The following is a 15,360-nucleotide window of genomic DNA, read 5'->3' on the forward strand; positions in this document are numbered from 1 at the left end:
GTTTAACAGCTTAGCACATATTACTCTTAAGGAGTGATATGTAAATGGATTTTCTTTCATCTGAATATTTGTCTGCCTTGCTTGCCATTATTGTAATTGATTTAGTTTTAGCTGGTGATAATGCTATTGTAATTGGATTAGCAGCAAGACGCTTACCGAAAGAACAGCAAAAGAAAGTCATCATTTGGGGAACTATCGGAGCAATCGCTATAAGAGCTGCTGCCACCTTAGTTGTTGTTTGGTTATTAAAAATACCAGGATTACTTCTAATTGGTGGTGTACTTCTTATATGGATTGCTTACAAATTAATTGCTGAAGGCAAAGATCATGATATTAAGGCAGAAGAAGGATTCTGGTCTGCTATTAAAACCATTATTATAGCTGATGCGTTAATGGGAATAGATAATGTTCTCGCTGTTGCAGGAGCTGCACATGGCAATTTTTCTTTAGTAATCATCGGGCTATTAGTTTCTATTCCTGTAGTCGTATGGGGAAGTACATTGATTTTAAAATGGGTGGACCGTTTCCCTGTCATCATTACGATTGGAGCTGCCGTTTTAGCTTATACTGCTGCGAAAATGATTGTAAGTGAAAAATGGTTTGTAGGATTTTTCGAGGGAAACCCTTTAGTTAAATGGGGATTCATCATTATTATCATTGTAGGTGTAGTATTCTTCGGAAAGGCGAAACAAAAAACAAAAGATCCTTCTGTATAATAACGATGGAATTATATACAAACAAGAGCGCTACTCATATGAGTAGCGCTCTTTAGTATTTATTTAGCTTCCTCTTCCGGAGTCGTCTTTACCTTCGGTTTATTTTTATCACGATTGTTGTAGTTGTACTTTGAAGGATCTACTGGGGTAAATCCTTCCGGTGTGTAGAATCGTAATAAATCTCCGTTAACAACTTGGTCAGAGTATTTTAGTGATTTTTGAACCATTTGTTCATTTTGTTTTATTTCATCTGTAAATTCTACAGGTTTCCCAGTCGCTGTATCATAATATTTGCCGTTAAGTGCTGTAACTGTTGGACTTACGTAGTTACCATTACGGAACGGAACGACTTGTTTATGCTCTGGCGATAATAAATCTGATCCGAATTGGACATAATTTTTTGTATCTGTCCCTAGTAAGTGTAATAACGTTGGAAGAACGTCAATTTCTCCGCCGTATTGATGTTGTACGCCGCCTTCCATTCCTGGTACACGAATGATTAAAGGTACACGTTGTAATTGAGCATTTTCAAATGAGTTCATTTCTTTACCCATTATTTGAGACATTGCTGCGCTATGATTATCTGAAATACCATAATGGTCACCATACATAACAATAATTGAGTTATCGTATAAACCAGATTGTTTCAAGTAATCCATGAATCCTTTTACAGATTCATCTAAATAATGTGCTGTTTGGAAATACGTATCTACAGAAGAGTCACCTGTTTTCGCTGGTTCAATCGTTGCTTCCGCCGGATCAATAGGATAAGGGAAATGATTCGATAACGTAATGAACTTCGCATAGAACGGTTGTTTTAACGTTTGTAATAATGGAATTGATTCATTAAAGAATGGTTTATCTTTTAATCCATAGTTTACTACATCTTTTTCGTTCATATCATAGTATGACGCATCAAAGAATTTATTAAAACCAAATGATTTATAAATTTCATCACGGTTCCAGAACGTTTTATAGTTACCATGGAACACTGCTGATGTGTATCCTTGTTGACCTAAAATGGCTGGTGCTGATTGATACGTGTTATGAGCTTTATTTGTAAAAACAGATCCTTGTGGTAATCCAAACATTGAGTTCTCTAACATGAACTCCGCATCAGATGTTTTACCTTGTCCTGTTTGATGGAAGAAGTTATCAAAGTATAACGTATTCTCATCTTTTATAAATGAGTTTAAGAATGGTGTAACCTCTTGGCCATTTAATTTGTAGTTTAGTAAAAAGTTTTGGAATGACTCTAAATGAATATAAATTACGTTCATTCCTTTTCCTTTACCAAAGTACTCAGGATTTGGACTTGCATATGTTGATGTAAGATAGTTTCTAACTTCTGTCATATTATCTCCATCAGCTAATGCTCGTTCTGTTGATGCTTTCGCACTTTGAATACCATCATAAATCGTAAAGTTATACACTCCTAAATATTTCACAATATAATTACGATCAAACGTTCTAGTTAATAACTGAGGACGATCCGATTCTGCGAGTCCTAAGTTAATACTAAAGAATAAAATACCTGCTATAAACACAAGTGATAATTTATGCTTCGCAACACGGATTGGTTTAGGGTTTACAAATTTCGTTGCGACTAAAACAATTAAAATGATTGTATCCAAGAAATATAGTGGATCATATACGTGTAGCAATGCAAAAATACTATTACCTAAATCTCCAAAGTTATTCGATTGTGTTAATGTCGGGAACGTAATAAAATCGCTGAAAAAGCGGTAATATACTACGTTTGCGTATAAAAGTATAGACATTAGCAAATTAATAACAATTAACCAAATGTAAGCTCGTTTCCCCTTTGCGAATAATGCGAGCCCTAAAAATAGAACTGCTGAGCTTAACGGGTTGAAAAACAGTAAGAACTTTTGGATTGTGTTTGAAATCCCTAAATTAAATTCTATCACATATGCTGCATACGTTTTTAACCATAATAAAATAACTGCAAACACGAAAAATCCAAAGTGATTGCTTAACACTCGTTTACTCTTTAATAGTAATTGTTTCATCTCTCCACCTCTTTTGATCATCCAAGGCTTATTTTGATATAAGTCTGTCTCTCTATTCAATTTTTCTTCTTCAACTAGATTTTTTTATTTAACTATATGAAGAATATTAGTAATTATAATTTGAAGCCTTTATTTATTCAACTATTTCTTTTTAAACATTTTGACCTTGGTTTCTATTTAACTAAATTAATTTGTAACATTTCCTGTTTTCTCCCAAAATCCATCCAACTAATTATGACTCCACATACTATAAACCTATATTCACTGCTTCGCAAATAAATATATCTCCAGTTTTGGAACATTAATGTAATATATTTAAATTCACTATACATAACATTTGTTTTTTCATTGTATAAAAAAGTATTCATTAATTCGATGTTTATTAACGTTCGGGTAATTCCACTGGATGCAACATCAAAATCAATTACCTCCACTAAAGTTAGTTTTGAATAATTATTCATAATACATAAAAAAACCTCGCTCTCAAAACGAGAGCGAGGTTTTTTTCATATATTATTGACCTTTATACATTGCATCTACTTGTTTTTGAAGCTCTTCATTTTCTAAGAACTCATCGTAAGTAGCCTCTTTATCGATTACACCGTTTGGCGTTACTTCGATAATGCGGTTTGCAATTGTTTGTACGAACTGATGGTCATGAGATGTGAATAACATTGTACCTTTGAATGCGATTAAACCGTTGTTTAATGCAGTGATAGACTCAAGATCTAAGTGGTTCGTTGGATCGTCAAGTGTAATTACGTTCGCACCACTTAACATCATTTTAGATAGCATACAACGAACTTTTTCGCCTCCAGATAATACAGAAACGTTCTTCTTAACTTCTTCACCTGAGAATAACATACGGCCTAAGAAACCACGTAAGAAGCTTTCTGACTCATCTTGTGGAGAGAATTGGCGTAACCAATCAACTAAGTTGGAGTCACTGTTCTCAAAGTATTTAGAGTTATCTCTTGGGAAGTAAGATTGAGATGTTGTAACGCCCCATTTGAATGAACCGCTATCTGGCTCCATTTCACCCATAAGGATTTTAAATAATGTTGTCATCGCAATATCATTACGACCGATAAATGCAACTTTATCACCTTTATTTAAAGTGAAGTACACATTATCTAACACTTTTTCACCATCAATTGTTTTAGAAAGACCTTCAACAGTTAATAAGTCATTTCCTATTTCACGCTCAGGTGTGAAGCCAACGAATGGATAACGACGTGATGATGGTCTAATATCATCTAATGTAATTTTATCTAATAATTTTTTACGAGAAGTTGCTTGTTTCGCTTTAGATGCGTTTGAGCTAAAGCGTGCAATGAAGTTTTGTAACTCTTTTACTTTCTCTTCTTTTTTCTTATTAGCATCTTGTGTTAATTTTAAAGCTAATTGGCTTGACTCATACCAGAAGTCATAGTTACCAACATAAAGTTGAATTTTACCGAAATCAAGATCAGCCATGTGCGTACAAACTTTATTTAAGAAGTGACGGTCATGGGATACAACGATTACTGTATTTTCAAAGTTCATTAAGAAGTTTTCTAACCATTGAATCGCTTTTAAGTCCAAGTGGTTGGTAGGCTCATCTAGTAATAGAATGTCAGGTTTACCGAATAAAGCTTGAGCAAGTAATACTTTTACTTTCTCTGCTCCAGTTAATTCTGACAATTTCTTATCATGAAGATCTTCACCAATACCAAGTCCTTTTAGTAAGATTGCAGCTTCTGACTCAGCTTCCCAACCGTTAAGCTCAGCGAACTCACCTTCAAGTTCAGCAGCACGCATACCATCTTCATCACTAAAGTCTTCTTTCATGTAAATGGCATTTTTCTCTTGCATTACTTTATAAAGTTGCGTGTGACCCATAATTACTGTTTCTAATACTGGGAACTCTTCATATTCGAAGTGGTTCTGTTTTAATACTGCTAGACGCTCACCTGGCGTAATATGTATGTCACCTGTTGATTGTTCGATTTCTCCAGATAAAATCTTTAGAAATGTTGATTTACCAGCACCGTTTGCTCCAATTAAACCGTAGCAATTACCTGGTGTGAATTTTATGTTAACATCTTCAAATAATTTGCGATCCGCGAAACGCAAACTAACGTTACTTACTGTAATCATTTGTGTCCTCCTACTAATACCGCTTATTTCAGCGTTTTCTCACCGATTGTCTTAAAAACCGCAAATTACGATTCACTTATTGTAGACTATAGCTATTATATAGTAGAAGATGGATGAATAGCAACGGTTGATTGCTATTCATCCATCTTCTATGTTATTTTCCCATACATACGCAAAAGGCAACTTCCTTTTACAGATGAATGGCGATATGAAAGACGAAGAATTCGCCAAATATAAAGATGGGATGAACAAGTTTATAAAATAATTAAAAATCCCCCTTTAAAGGGGGATTCTACTATTTTTTATTACTTATTTTCTTTGTATAGTTCTTCATTTTATCTGTTAACCCCATTAAAGCAGGTAATAACACTGGCATAATAATAAAAGCTAATAATAGAAGTCCAATAACAGCAACTGATGCAACTTGTATAAGAGTTAATACACCTGAAGGTATTAAAGCTGCAAATGTCCCGCCTAAAATAAGTGCTGCTGATAATACGACTCCGCCTATGTGACGAGATGCAGTTATAATTTTTGTTACTGAATCCCCTTCTAGCTCGTTATAGCGCATCATCAAGAAGATGCTATAATCCACTCCTAAAGCGACAATCATTATGAAACTAAAGAATGGAACATTCCAGCTTAATGACTCAACGTTTAATACATGCGTACTTATTAGCTCACTTATACCAAGTGATGTGAAGTACGTTAAAATTAAAGATCCGATAATAAAAATCGAATTTAAGAATGAACGGGTAATTACAATTAATACAATCCCAATTCCAATCAACATAATCGTAGCAGTACGCAAGAAATCTTGCCCAGTTACTTCTTTTAAATCAACATTTCTAGCTGTAGTCCCTCCGATTGCAGTTTTCGCATCATTTATTTCCGTCCCTTTTATAGTGCCATCTATTGTTTTATTTATTTCTTGAATAATAGGCATCGCTTCTTTTGAATACGGATTTACATCTAAAATGATTGTCATTTTAGCAGTTTTTCTATCATGTGACATATACGTATTCAATGCTTTTTGGAAGTCTTCTCCCTCCAAAACTTCTTTTGGAATATAAAACTTCTCAGAGCTTTTCGATTCATTCAGCTCACCTAAATATTTTTGAGCATCCCCTAGACCGTTACTTACTTTTCCTAAACCTTCTGTACTTTTAGATAAACCTGATTGTAATTGGCCCATCTTCTCTTGCAAATCTTTGAGCCCCGTTAATAACTGCCCTTGCCCATCGTTTATTTTCGTTAATCCAGATTGTAACTCACCTGATTTGTTCGCAATTTGTTTTGAACCTGTAGCTCCTTCGTTCAAGCCGTTTTTCAGCTCGGTTGCTCCTTTTTGTAATTGCGTAACACCACTGTTCATTTCTTTTAAACCGCTATCTACTTTCAGTAACGATTGATTCGCTTCTTTAAATGAACTCATCGCTGCATTATGCTGCGTTGCTAGTTCATTTAATTCTTTTGAAAGTACATTTAATTGCTTTTGAGCTTCCTTCGCAATTCCTATCGTTTGCTGTATGTTTGGATCATTTGCTAATTCTGGTTTTGTTTGAATGAAATTGGTCATTAACATTTCAATTTGTTCGTATCCTTTTTTCGCCCCCTCAATCGCTTGAGAAATACTTCCAAAGTATTGATCGTAAGAGCTTAACCCTTTTTCTAATTGTGCATAGCCAGCATGAAGCTGCGACGTTGCATTAGATAGGACATTTATATTTTCGTTTACTGAAGCTAACCCATTCTCAATTTGCTGTGCTCCTTGTGCTCCATCGTTTATTCCATTTGATAATTGATTTAAAGCTGTTCCTAAAGCCGATACACCATTTTTCGCTTCATTTGTTCCATCAATTAACTTTTGAACATTTGCGAGACTGTTTGAGTCATTACCACCCATTTTTTCCTTAGCATCAGTTAGCCCGTCATTTATTTCTTTAATACCACCATTTGCATCCCCTATGCCTGTATTCAGTTCTCCAGCCTGTTTATTTATATACAGTTCTTTTATTTTTTCTCCTGCTGGACGCGTCGGTGAATATACTTCTGAAACACCTTTAACTTTCGAAATTTTATCAGTTAACTCATCTAATGCTTGTAGAGAAGTCGCCTCATCTAACTTCTTATCCGATTGAATGACTAACGTACCTGGTGAAGAAAATCCTGGTGGAAAATGGTCTTCTATTACATTAATCCCCATCTTTGACTCATACTTATTATCGACTTCAAATAAGTCATTGTAATTCAGCGTGTTGGAATATTTCAATACGAAAGGAATCGATATCACAAACACAATAATTAAAGCAACAAATGGTCTTGCTACCGAGTTTTTCGCAAAGAATCCCCATAAACGACTATCTTCATGTCCTTTAAATGTTTTAACTGGATAAAACATTCCTTTTCCTAATAGCACCATGAAAAATGGATTTAATGTCGTTAAAACAAGTAATAATACTGCAACCCCAATTGATACCGCTGAAGTTGATTGATACAATTTAAAACTTGCTAAAATAAGTGATGCAAATCCAATTAGCACCGCTATCCCGCTATATAAAACAGTTTTCCCAGCCGATTTAAATGTCTCTTTCGTAGCCAAAAATGCATTTTCTTGTTTACTTAATTCTTCTTTAAATCTTGTATATAATAAAATGTTATAATCTGTTCCCACTCCAAATAAAACAACTACGACAAACACTTGTGTAAAATTCGAAAACGGAAAATTAAATTGATCTACAAGATGAGCAATTACGCCCATTGAAACTAAATACGATACCCCAACTGTAAGAAGAGAAATGATTGGAACAATTGGTGAACGAAATACAATGATTAATACAACAAGAATGAAAATGATTGAAATAACTTCTGTCTTTTTCACTCCCTCTTGAGAGGATTTAAGAAAATCATCTCCGATTAAGTCACTTCCTGTTAAGTATGTTTTTACCCCATTCGGTTTAACTTTTTTATGTAGCTCCTCTGCAACTTTTGATATTTCACCATGCTTTTTATCTACCGATATTTGCGTTAAAATAGTCGTATTGTCTTTAGAAATTAACTGTTTTTCCAAGTCTTTATTATCTAAATGTGAAACAACTTCCTTAATTCCTAATTTCTCTTTTTCATTTTGTAACGCATTGATCGTTTTTGTTATTTCCTCTTTTTGCTCAGTAGTTAAAGCTGCTTTATTACCACTATTAAAAACCGCTATAATTTCGTACTTTTCAGCCCCTTCTTTATCCATCTCTTTTATCATCTTGTCAGCAATACTACTTTGTTCTGTATTAGGAATCGTAATTTGCCCTTTTTCTTTCACTAACTTATCCATATTAGGCATCGTTACAACCATTGTAATAGTAATAACTATCCATAATAGAAAAGATAAACTTCTCCAACTTTTTAATTTGCTCATATGAATCATCTCCTACTTTTAGAATTTCATGTTGTACTCGGAATGAACGTTCATTCCTATTATTCTATTAAATTATTTTTAAATCTATTTACCTACCTCTATCGGAATGAATGTTCATTCCTGTCCTTATAGAGCTATAGAATCAAATGATTCTAATAGCATTCCAAGAGCTTTCTTCCAATTCTTTTACTAATTCTTTTGAGTATTCTAATTGCCCTGTTGCCATTACTTTAGTTAATTTTTCTAGCGGTTGATATACAATAATAATTAAAGCAACTGGAGGCAATGGACGGAGCAAACCTTTTGCGATTCCATCTTCTATAATATTCATAAAGAAGCCTATAAAATCGTCAAATATTTTGTTACTCTGTTCATCAAGAAAATAACTATCACAGTGAGAATTTGTAAAAAGAAAAGCATCCACATTGTTTCTCGCAAATTCAAATAAACGGTTATAAATATGACTAAACTGTTCACGGATATTTGCTTCAACAGGAAAATCAGTTTTTAGTATTTCAGATAATTGCAACATGCTCTTTGAAAATAGTGAGTTAACGAGTGCCTCTTTATTTTCAAAATAGCGATAAATAGTACCAGCGCCAACATTTGCTTTTTCAGCGATCATCGGAATTGTCGTACCATCGTAACCACGCTCTGCGAAAAGTTGTATCGCAGCATCAAAAATATCCTCTTGTTTGTTTTTAGCCACTTTTCCCACCTCAATTTTCAGGAATGAAAATTCATTCCGTTTTTAATTATAAATTACACGGATTAAAAGTCAAGTGCGTGACAAAACTAATGTAGTATTTATGCCCCTACAGCTTGCCTAATCATTCTCTTTTTCCTCCTAAAATAATGATTTCACTCTATTAATAGAAAAGTACTATAAACTGTTTTTCATTATAGTACTTTTCTAATTACACATTGCACACTGTACTAATTAAAAGAAATCATAAATAAATGCTTCACGTACTGGCACTACATTCTCAAACACTCGTATTTCCTCTTCGCTTCCGCTAATTAATTCTAACTCACTTAGTTCTAACGGACGCTTGTAGCCAAACATTATTGTAGATAGCGCATTGATATCCAGCTTAATTCCTTTATGCAATGTCTCTTCTTTTATAATTGTTACTTCATGATTTGCAAGTTTCACAGTTACGTTATTCCAAGGTGCAAATGAATCTGTAATTTGTAAGATCACTTCTTGTTGCGCATCGTTCCAATTAAACTCATATTGGTTTAAGAACTGCTCTACATCTACAATTCTACCCATAAAATATGGCTTCATTTCTGTCTTCACTCGTGGCTCTTGCAATGTATATAACAACGGTTCTTTTTCACTTACTATCATTTCAAGTTCTTTAATCATAGAATCATGCTGACAAATAAAGTTCCATAGACCATTTCGTGCTTCATTATGCAGTGGTACAAATTCTTCTACTGTCATTTTATAGTTTTCTATTTTATATAACATGTAACCAGCTGCTATTTTATTTTCATCATAGTAAATTGCTAATGTTAAGTCATGATAGACTGCTTGTAACCACCATTTTTCTCCGCGCACTAACATACCTGATAAACGTTCTGCAAATGTTTCATAAATTTTCTCTACTTCTTCTGGATGGTTTTCTTTATTGAAACGCTTCACAGTACCATTTACTTGTTTTTTCATAATTAAATCGCTCTTTTCCATATGACATACAAGGCGATTTGCACAAAGTTCCCAGCCGTATTTACGGTAAAATGAAACTGCAAATGGATGTAACATAGATACTGTATAGCCATCTTTTTTCATCGTTTGAAGTGAATGCTCAAGTAGCTCTTTTACATAGCCACTTCTTCTATACTCAGGATACGTCGCTACCCCTGCAACGCCTCCCATTTTAAATTTTTCTTTGCCTATGTAAATATGAAACGGAATAAGATGCAGTTTTGCCGCTAAGTCTTCCCCTTCCATAATGCCGTATATTTCATGGCTTTCTTTCATTCGAGTCATTTGTTGCTGCACTCGTTCCTCATCTGCTTTATATTGAAAAGCGTATTCTGATAAACGTAATGCTTCTCTGAGCTTATCTTCTTTTAATTGTATGACGTTCATATACTTCCCCTCCATTCCTCATTTGAATTGTACCATAATTCTTACTATTATAGTTCGGTAAGTGAAATTACATAGACGTTTCAACAAAAGATATCGATTTAATAACAATCTAACATAAAAAGCAGATACATTACGTATCTGCTTCTCATCACTTTATTTCGCTAACTTTTGAAGTTCTTCAAAGAATGTAGGGTATGATACTCCTACTGCTTCTGCGTCTTCAATTGTTGTTTTTCCTTCTGCTAGACAGCCAGCAATCGCAAGCATCATTCCGATGCGGTGATCACCGTAACTATTTACTGTATTGCCTTTTAAAGCTGATTTTCCGTAAATAATCATACCGTCATCAGTTGCTTCTATACGAGCTCCTAGTTTCGTTAACTCTGCAACGACTGTATCAATACGGTTCGTTTCTTTTACTTTTAATTCGTGTGCATCTTTAATGACTGTAATGCCTTCTGCTTGCGTTGCTGCTAAGGCGATCACAGGAATTTCATCAATTAGCCTCGGGATAATATCTCCGCCAATTTCGATTCCTTTTAATGAAGATGTTTCGATTGTAATGTTTGCAGCTGGTTCTGATGCCCCTTCATGAATTGGCTCTACAGTAAATGTAGCTCCCATTTTCTCTAACACATCAATAATACCTGTGCGAGTTGGATTCATTCCTACATTTTGTAATACTAGTTTACTATTTGGAATAATTGCACCTGCTACTAAGAAAAATGCTGCGGATGATACGTCACCTGGCACTTGAACATCTATTGCTGTTAACTTCTGTCCACCTGCTAGTTTCACTGTTTTTCCTTCGCGAGTTACCTTTACTCCAAATGCTTCAAGCATTCTTTCCGTATGGTCGCGTGAAATATGTGGTTCTGTAACAGTTGTTACACCTTCTGCGCGAAGACCTGCAAGTAAAATAGCTGACTTTACTTGTGCACTTGCTACAGGTGAAGTGTACTGGATTGCTTTTAAATCTCCGCCACGTATTGTTAGCGGCGTAAACGTTCCTTCTTCTCGGCCATCAATATTTGCGCCCATTTGTTTTAATGGATTTGTTACACGTTTCATCGGTCTTTTTGCGATAGACGCATCACCTTGTACACAAGAGAAAAATGGTGTGTTAGCTAATATACCTGACATTAATCGAATTGTTGTACCAGAATTACCAACATCTAATACAGCTTTCGGTTCTTGTAAACCTTCTAATCCTTTCCCAATTACAGTAACTTCATCACCATTTTGCGTAATGTCTACTCCCATTTCTTTAAAGCAAGAAATTGTACTTAAACAATCTGCACCGGGCAAGAAACCTTTAATTGTCGTTTTTCCTTCTGCAATCGCACCGAACATAACAGCACGGTGTGAAATGGACTTATCACCTGGAATTGTAATGTTGCCATTCAATCCGTTATTAACAGGTTGTATTGTTTTTTCTTTCACGTTTTCACCTTCTCATTTAAATTGTTTCATATGTTTGATATTTTTCTTGTCCAAGCGCTAGCTTTGCTTTCATACGATCTTCTTCTCTTTGGAAGCTAATACGTAATACTCCAAGCAACCCTTCACGCGCTTCTAATATTTGCAAGTTCGTAATACTAATTTCCTCACGCGCCAAAATACTCGTAATGTGAGCTAAAGCCCCTACTTTATCTAAAACATCGACGTATAAGTCGTGATAGGCAGGAATTGCGCCGCTCTTTCGTACTGGTAAAGAATCACGGTATTCTTTTGCGTCTGCAAAATAGTTTTGAATCTCGCCTGCGTCTCCAGTAGAAACTGTATCATATAATTCTTCCATTTCAGAGATCCACTCTTTTAATAATACCATTAAATGTTCTCGATTTTGCTTTACAATATCACTCCACATTTTCGGGCTGCTAGATGCAATGCGTGTAATGTCTTTAAACCCTCCAGCAGCTAGTTGATGAATGAGTGGATTATCGCCTGCATGCTTCTCAACTTGCTTTACTAATCCTGCCGCGATAAGATGCGGGAAATGACTAACGATCCCTGTTACATAATCATGCTCTTCTGTATTTAAAACAAGGAAATGTGATCCTGTTCCTTTTAGCCATTCTTTTAGCTCTTCCACTTGTTCATTTCGCACATGATTCATCGGTGTTAAAATGTAAAATGCATTTTCAAATAAATGTGCTTTTGCACTTTCAACACCAGTTTTATGAGAACCTGCCATTGGATGTCCACCAATGAAAGAAACTTCCTTTGAAAATAAAGCTTCCGCTTCGTTCATAATCGTTCCTTTTGTACTACCAACATCGGTCACTATAACATCTTCTCGTAAACGGAATGACGCTAGTTTGTGTAATAGCTTCTTCGTTTCCTCAACTGGAGAAGCAAAAACAATTAAATGTGCCTCTTCACATGCACGTTGTAAATCTACTGCTACTTCATCTACTACGTGTAATTCTTTCGCGCGTTCTACTTGTTCTTGAAATATATCATAACCTGTTATCGTTACATCGTGCTCTTTCTTAATTGCTAATGCAAGAGAGCCTCCTATTAAACCCGTTCCAATTAATACTACTTTTTTACACATTTTCCTCATCTCGAGACTTACTTTTTTTATTTTCAAAGTGTTGTTTTAACACTGAAATCACTCCTTCATTTTGCTCCCTTGTTCCGATTGTAATACGGACACCATTCGGGAACGGACGAATAATAAACCCTGCGTGTGCACAAGCTTCATAAATATCTCCAGCATTATCTACCGGCAAGAAAATGAAATTTGTTTGCGACTGGTAAAACGGAATTTCATTTTCCTTACAGAAACTTTCGTATTGTTGTAATCCCTCTGTATTAACACTTACAATTTCTTCAATAAATGCTTCATCGTTAAAAGCAATTGTCGCAGCTTTTTGCGCTAATGAAGATACGTTAAATGGTAAGCGTACGATATTTAATTTCTCGATTAACTCTTCGTGTCCAATCGCATATCCAACGCGGAAAGAAGCTAATCCGTACGCTTTAGAAAACGTTCTAAGTATAAGAATGTTGTTATGTTTTTCTAGAAGCGGTAATGTCACCGGGAAATCTTTTGCTGTTACGTATTCATAGTACGCTTCATCAATGACAATTAACGTATTTTCACTAATGCCTTCAATAAATTGAGTTAATTTTCGCTCATTAACATATGTGCCTGTCGGGTTATTCGGATTACAAATCCATACGATTTTTGTATTGTTATCTACTGCTGACGAAATTCCGTCTAAGTCATATTCACCGTTATTTAAAGCAACTTCTTTCACTTCACAGCCTTCAATAACCGCATGATGACGATACTGCGGGAATGTTGAACCAGCCGTTACAATATTATCTCCATCTCGAAGTACGGCGCGACTTATTATTTGAATGACTTCATCTAGGCCACTACCGCAAAGTACTTGTTCCATTTGCACTTGTAATTTCTCTGTGATTGTTTGGCGGAGCGTTGTAGCACCTCCGTCAGGATATAGTGCATGTTCCAACCACGATTTTTGCAACTCTTCTAAAACATGTGGCGAACAACCGAACGGGTTTTCATTCGACGCTAATTTCACAAATGAATGATCCCCGTATACTTCTTTCATTTGTTCTGGTGATTTACCTGGTTTATATGGTTGTAATGATGATAGTTGATCTTTTACTTGCACGTTAAACCCACCCTTTTATTAAAATTCTTTTGCGTATTTTTTATGTTGCGTAATGTTTTGCTGAATTAGTTCCATGCGATCTTTTCCGAATTGTTCGACTAGTGCATCTGCAAGTTCCCATGCTACAACAGATTCAGCGACAACACCGGCTGCTGGTACTGCGCAACTATCAGATCTTTCAATGCTTGCTTGGAATGCTTCTTTCGTATCAATATCAACACTTGCTAACGGTTTATATAATGTAGGAATTGGCTTCATAACGCCTCTTACGACAATTGGCATACCTGTTGTCATACCGCCTTCTAAACCGCCGGCATTATTCGTTTTTCTCGTGTACCCTTTTTCTTCATCCCATAAAATTTCATCATGTACTTTACTTCCTGGCTGTCTTGCCGCTTCAAAACCAACACCTATTTCAGCACCTTTAAATGCATTAATACTCATAATCGCGCCAGCAAGTTTTGCATCTAATTTACGGTCGTAATGAACATAGCTACCAACGCCAATTGGCATACCTTCTGCAATAACTTCCACAATACCACCGATAGAATCTCCGCTACTTTTTGCGTTATCAATCGCATCCATCATTTCTTGTTCTACTTCTTTATCTAAACATCGAACAGGTGAGTTTTCAGTTATCATTTGAATTTCTTCAATTGGTAAGTTTGAAATATGTTTTGCTTTTACACCACCAATTTCAAGCACATGCCCTGCAATATTGACACCTAATTCTGATAAAATTTGTTTCGCAACTGCGCCAGCCGCAACCCTTACTGTTGTTTCTCTAGCAGATGAACGCTCTAATACGTTTCTTATATCACGATGGCCATACTTAATTGCTCCATTTAAATCCGCATGTCCTGGACGTGGTTTTGTAATTGTACGTTTCATTTCTTTACTTTCTTGCTCCGAGATTGGTTCTGCGCCCATTACTTTCGTCCAATGTTTGAAATCATCATTTTTTACAATCAACGTAATTGGTGATCCAAGTGTCATTCCGTGACGTACACCACTTACAATTTCAACTGTATCTGTTTCAATTTGCATGCGTCTTCCGCGACCATGCCCTTTTTGTCTTCTTAATAATTCTTTATTAATATGTTCCGCCGCGAGTGTTAAACCTGCAGGTACACCTTCTAAAATAACTGTTAACTGTGGTCCATGTGATTCTCCAGCTGTAATGTATCTCATTTCTCTTGCCCCTTTACTATTTTTTTGTACAAAAAAGTCCCTACTGAGCGCTCAGTAGGGACGATGTTTATCGCGGTACCACCCTAGTTGTAGACTTCTTTCGTCTACCTCTCTT

10 protein-coding genes, 1 pseudogene and 1 other annotated feature (1 of these 12 only partly in view) are annotated in these 15,360 nt (G+C 35.4%); of the genes and pseudogenes, 2 read left to right on the plus strand and 9 right to left on the minus strand.

All coding sequences use genetic code 11. The annotated features are described in order from the left end of the window. Window positions 1-44: 44 nt before the first annotated feature. Complete coding sequence (locus MR065_RS05685; RefSeq protein WP_000346965.1) at window positions 45-716, plus strand: TerC family protein; 672 nt, start codon at window positions 45-47, stop codon at window positions 714-716. A 59-nt stretch (window positions 717-775) separates the two neighbouring features. On the opposite strand, the gene ltaS is transcribed toward MR065_RS05685, so the two are convergent. Continuing rightward, window positions 776-2,749: a lipoteichoic acid synthase gene (ltaS, locus tag MR065_RS05690; RefSeq protein WP_242212802.1), complete on the minus strand. Its 1,974-nt coding sequence runs from the start codon at window positions 2,747-2,749 to the stop codon at window positions 776-778. A gap of 513 nt (window positions 2,750-3,262) precedes the next feature. Beyond that, window positions 3,263-4,888: an ABC-F family ATP-binding cassette domain-containing protein gene (locus MR065_RS05695; protein WP_097903788.1), complete on the minus strand. Its 1,626-nt coding sequence runs from the start codon at window positions 4,886-4,888 to the stop codon at window positions 3,263-3,265. Between the two features lie 151 nt (window positions 4,889-5,039). Between MR065_RS05695 and MR065_RS27685 the strand changes: the two are divergent. Beyond that, window positions 5,040-5,153, plus strand: a pseudogene (locus tag MR065_RS27685) (stress protein); the annotation flags it as partial. Window positions 5,154-5,183: 30 nt separating this feature from the next. Here the strand turns inward: MR065_RS27685 and MR065_RS05700 are convergent. From MR065_RS05700 to aroC, 7 genes are all read right to left on the minus strand, one after another. After that, complete coding sequence (locus MR065_RS05700; protein WP_242212803.1) at window positions 5,184-8,300, minus strand: MMPL family transporter; 3,117 nt, start codon at window positions 8,298-8,300, stop codon at window positions 5,184-5,186. 142 nt (window positions 8,301-8,442) lie between these two features. Next, window positions 8,443-9,009: a TetR/AcrR family transcriptional regulator gene (locus tag MR065_RS05705; protein WP_097903790.1), complete on the minus strand. Its 567-nt coding sequence runs from the start codon at window positions 9,007-9,009 to the stop codon at window positions 8,443-8,445. 231 nt (window positions 9,010-9,240) lie between these two features. Continuing rightward, window positions 9,241-10,401 carry a GNAT family N-acetyltransferase gene (locus MR065_RS05710; RefSeq protein ID WP_242212804.1) on the minus strand — a complete coding sequence of 387 codons (1,161 nt, stop codon included), beginning with the start codon at window positions 10,399-10,401 and terminating at the stop codon, window positions 9,241-9,243. 153 nt (window positions 10,402-10,554) lie between these two features. Next, a complete protein-coding gene (gene aroA / locus MR065_RS05715; RefSeq protein WP_242212805.1) occupies window positions 10,555-11,844 on the minus strand; it encodes a 3-phosphoshikimate 1-carboxyvinyltransferase in 1,290 nt (429 codons plus the stop codon). A 16-nt stretch (window positions 11,845-11,860) separates the two neighbouring features. Beyond that, window positions 11,861-12,961, minus strand: a complete 1,101-nt coding sequence (gene tyrA / locus MR065_RS05720) for a prephenate dehydrogenase (protein WP_242212806.1) — start codon at window positions 12,959-12,961, stop codon at window positions 11,861-11,863. Beyond that, entirely contained in the window at window positions 12,954-14,054 is a 1,101-nt protein-coding gene (gene hisC, locus MR065_RS05725; RefSeq protein ID WP_242212807.1) for a histidinol-phosphate transaminase, read from the minus strand. The genes tyrA and hisC overlap by 8 nt, the downstream gene beginning before the upstream one ends. Window positions 14,055-14,072: 18 nt before the next feature. Then, complete coding sequence (gene aroC / locus MR065_RS05730) at window positions 14,073-15,245, minus strand: chorismate synthase (RefSeq protein WP_242212808.1); 1,173 nt, start codon at window positions 15,243-15,245, stop codon at window positions 14,073-14,075. 53 nt (window positions 15,246-15,298) lie between these two features. Continuing rightward, window positions 15,299-15,360: a binding site (T-box leader), on the minus strand (it continues 158 nt past the right edge of the window).

The sequence above is a fragment of the Bacillus cereus group sp. BfR-BA-01383 genome, from assembly GCF_022663495.1.
GTDB lineage: Bacteria > Bacillota > Bacilli > Bacillales > Bacillaceae_G > Bacillus_A > Bacillus_A cereus_AU.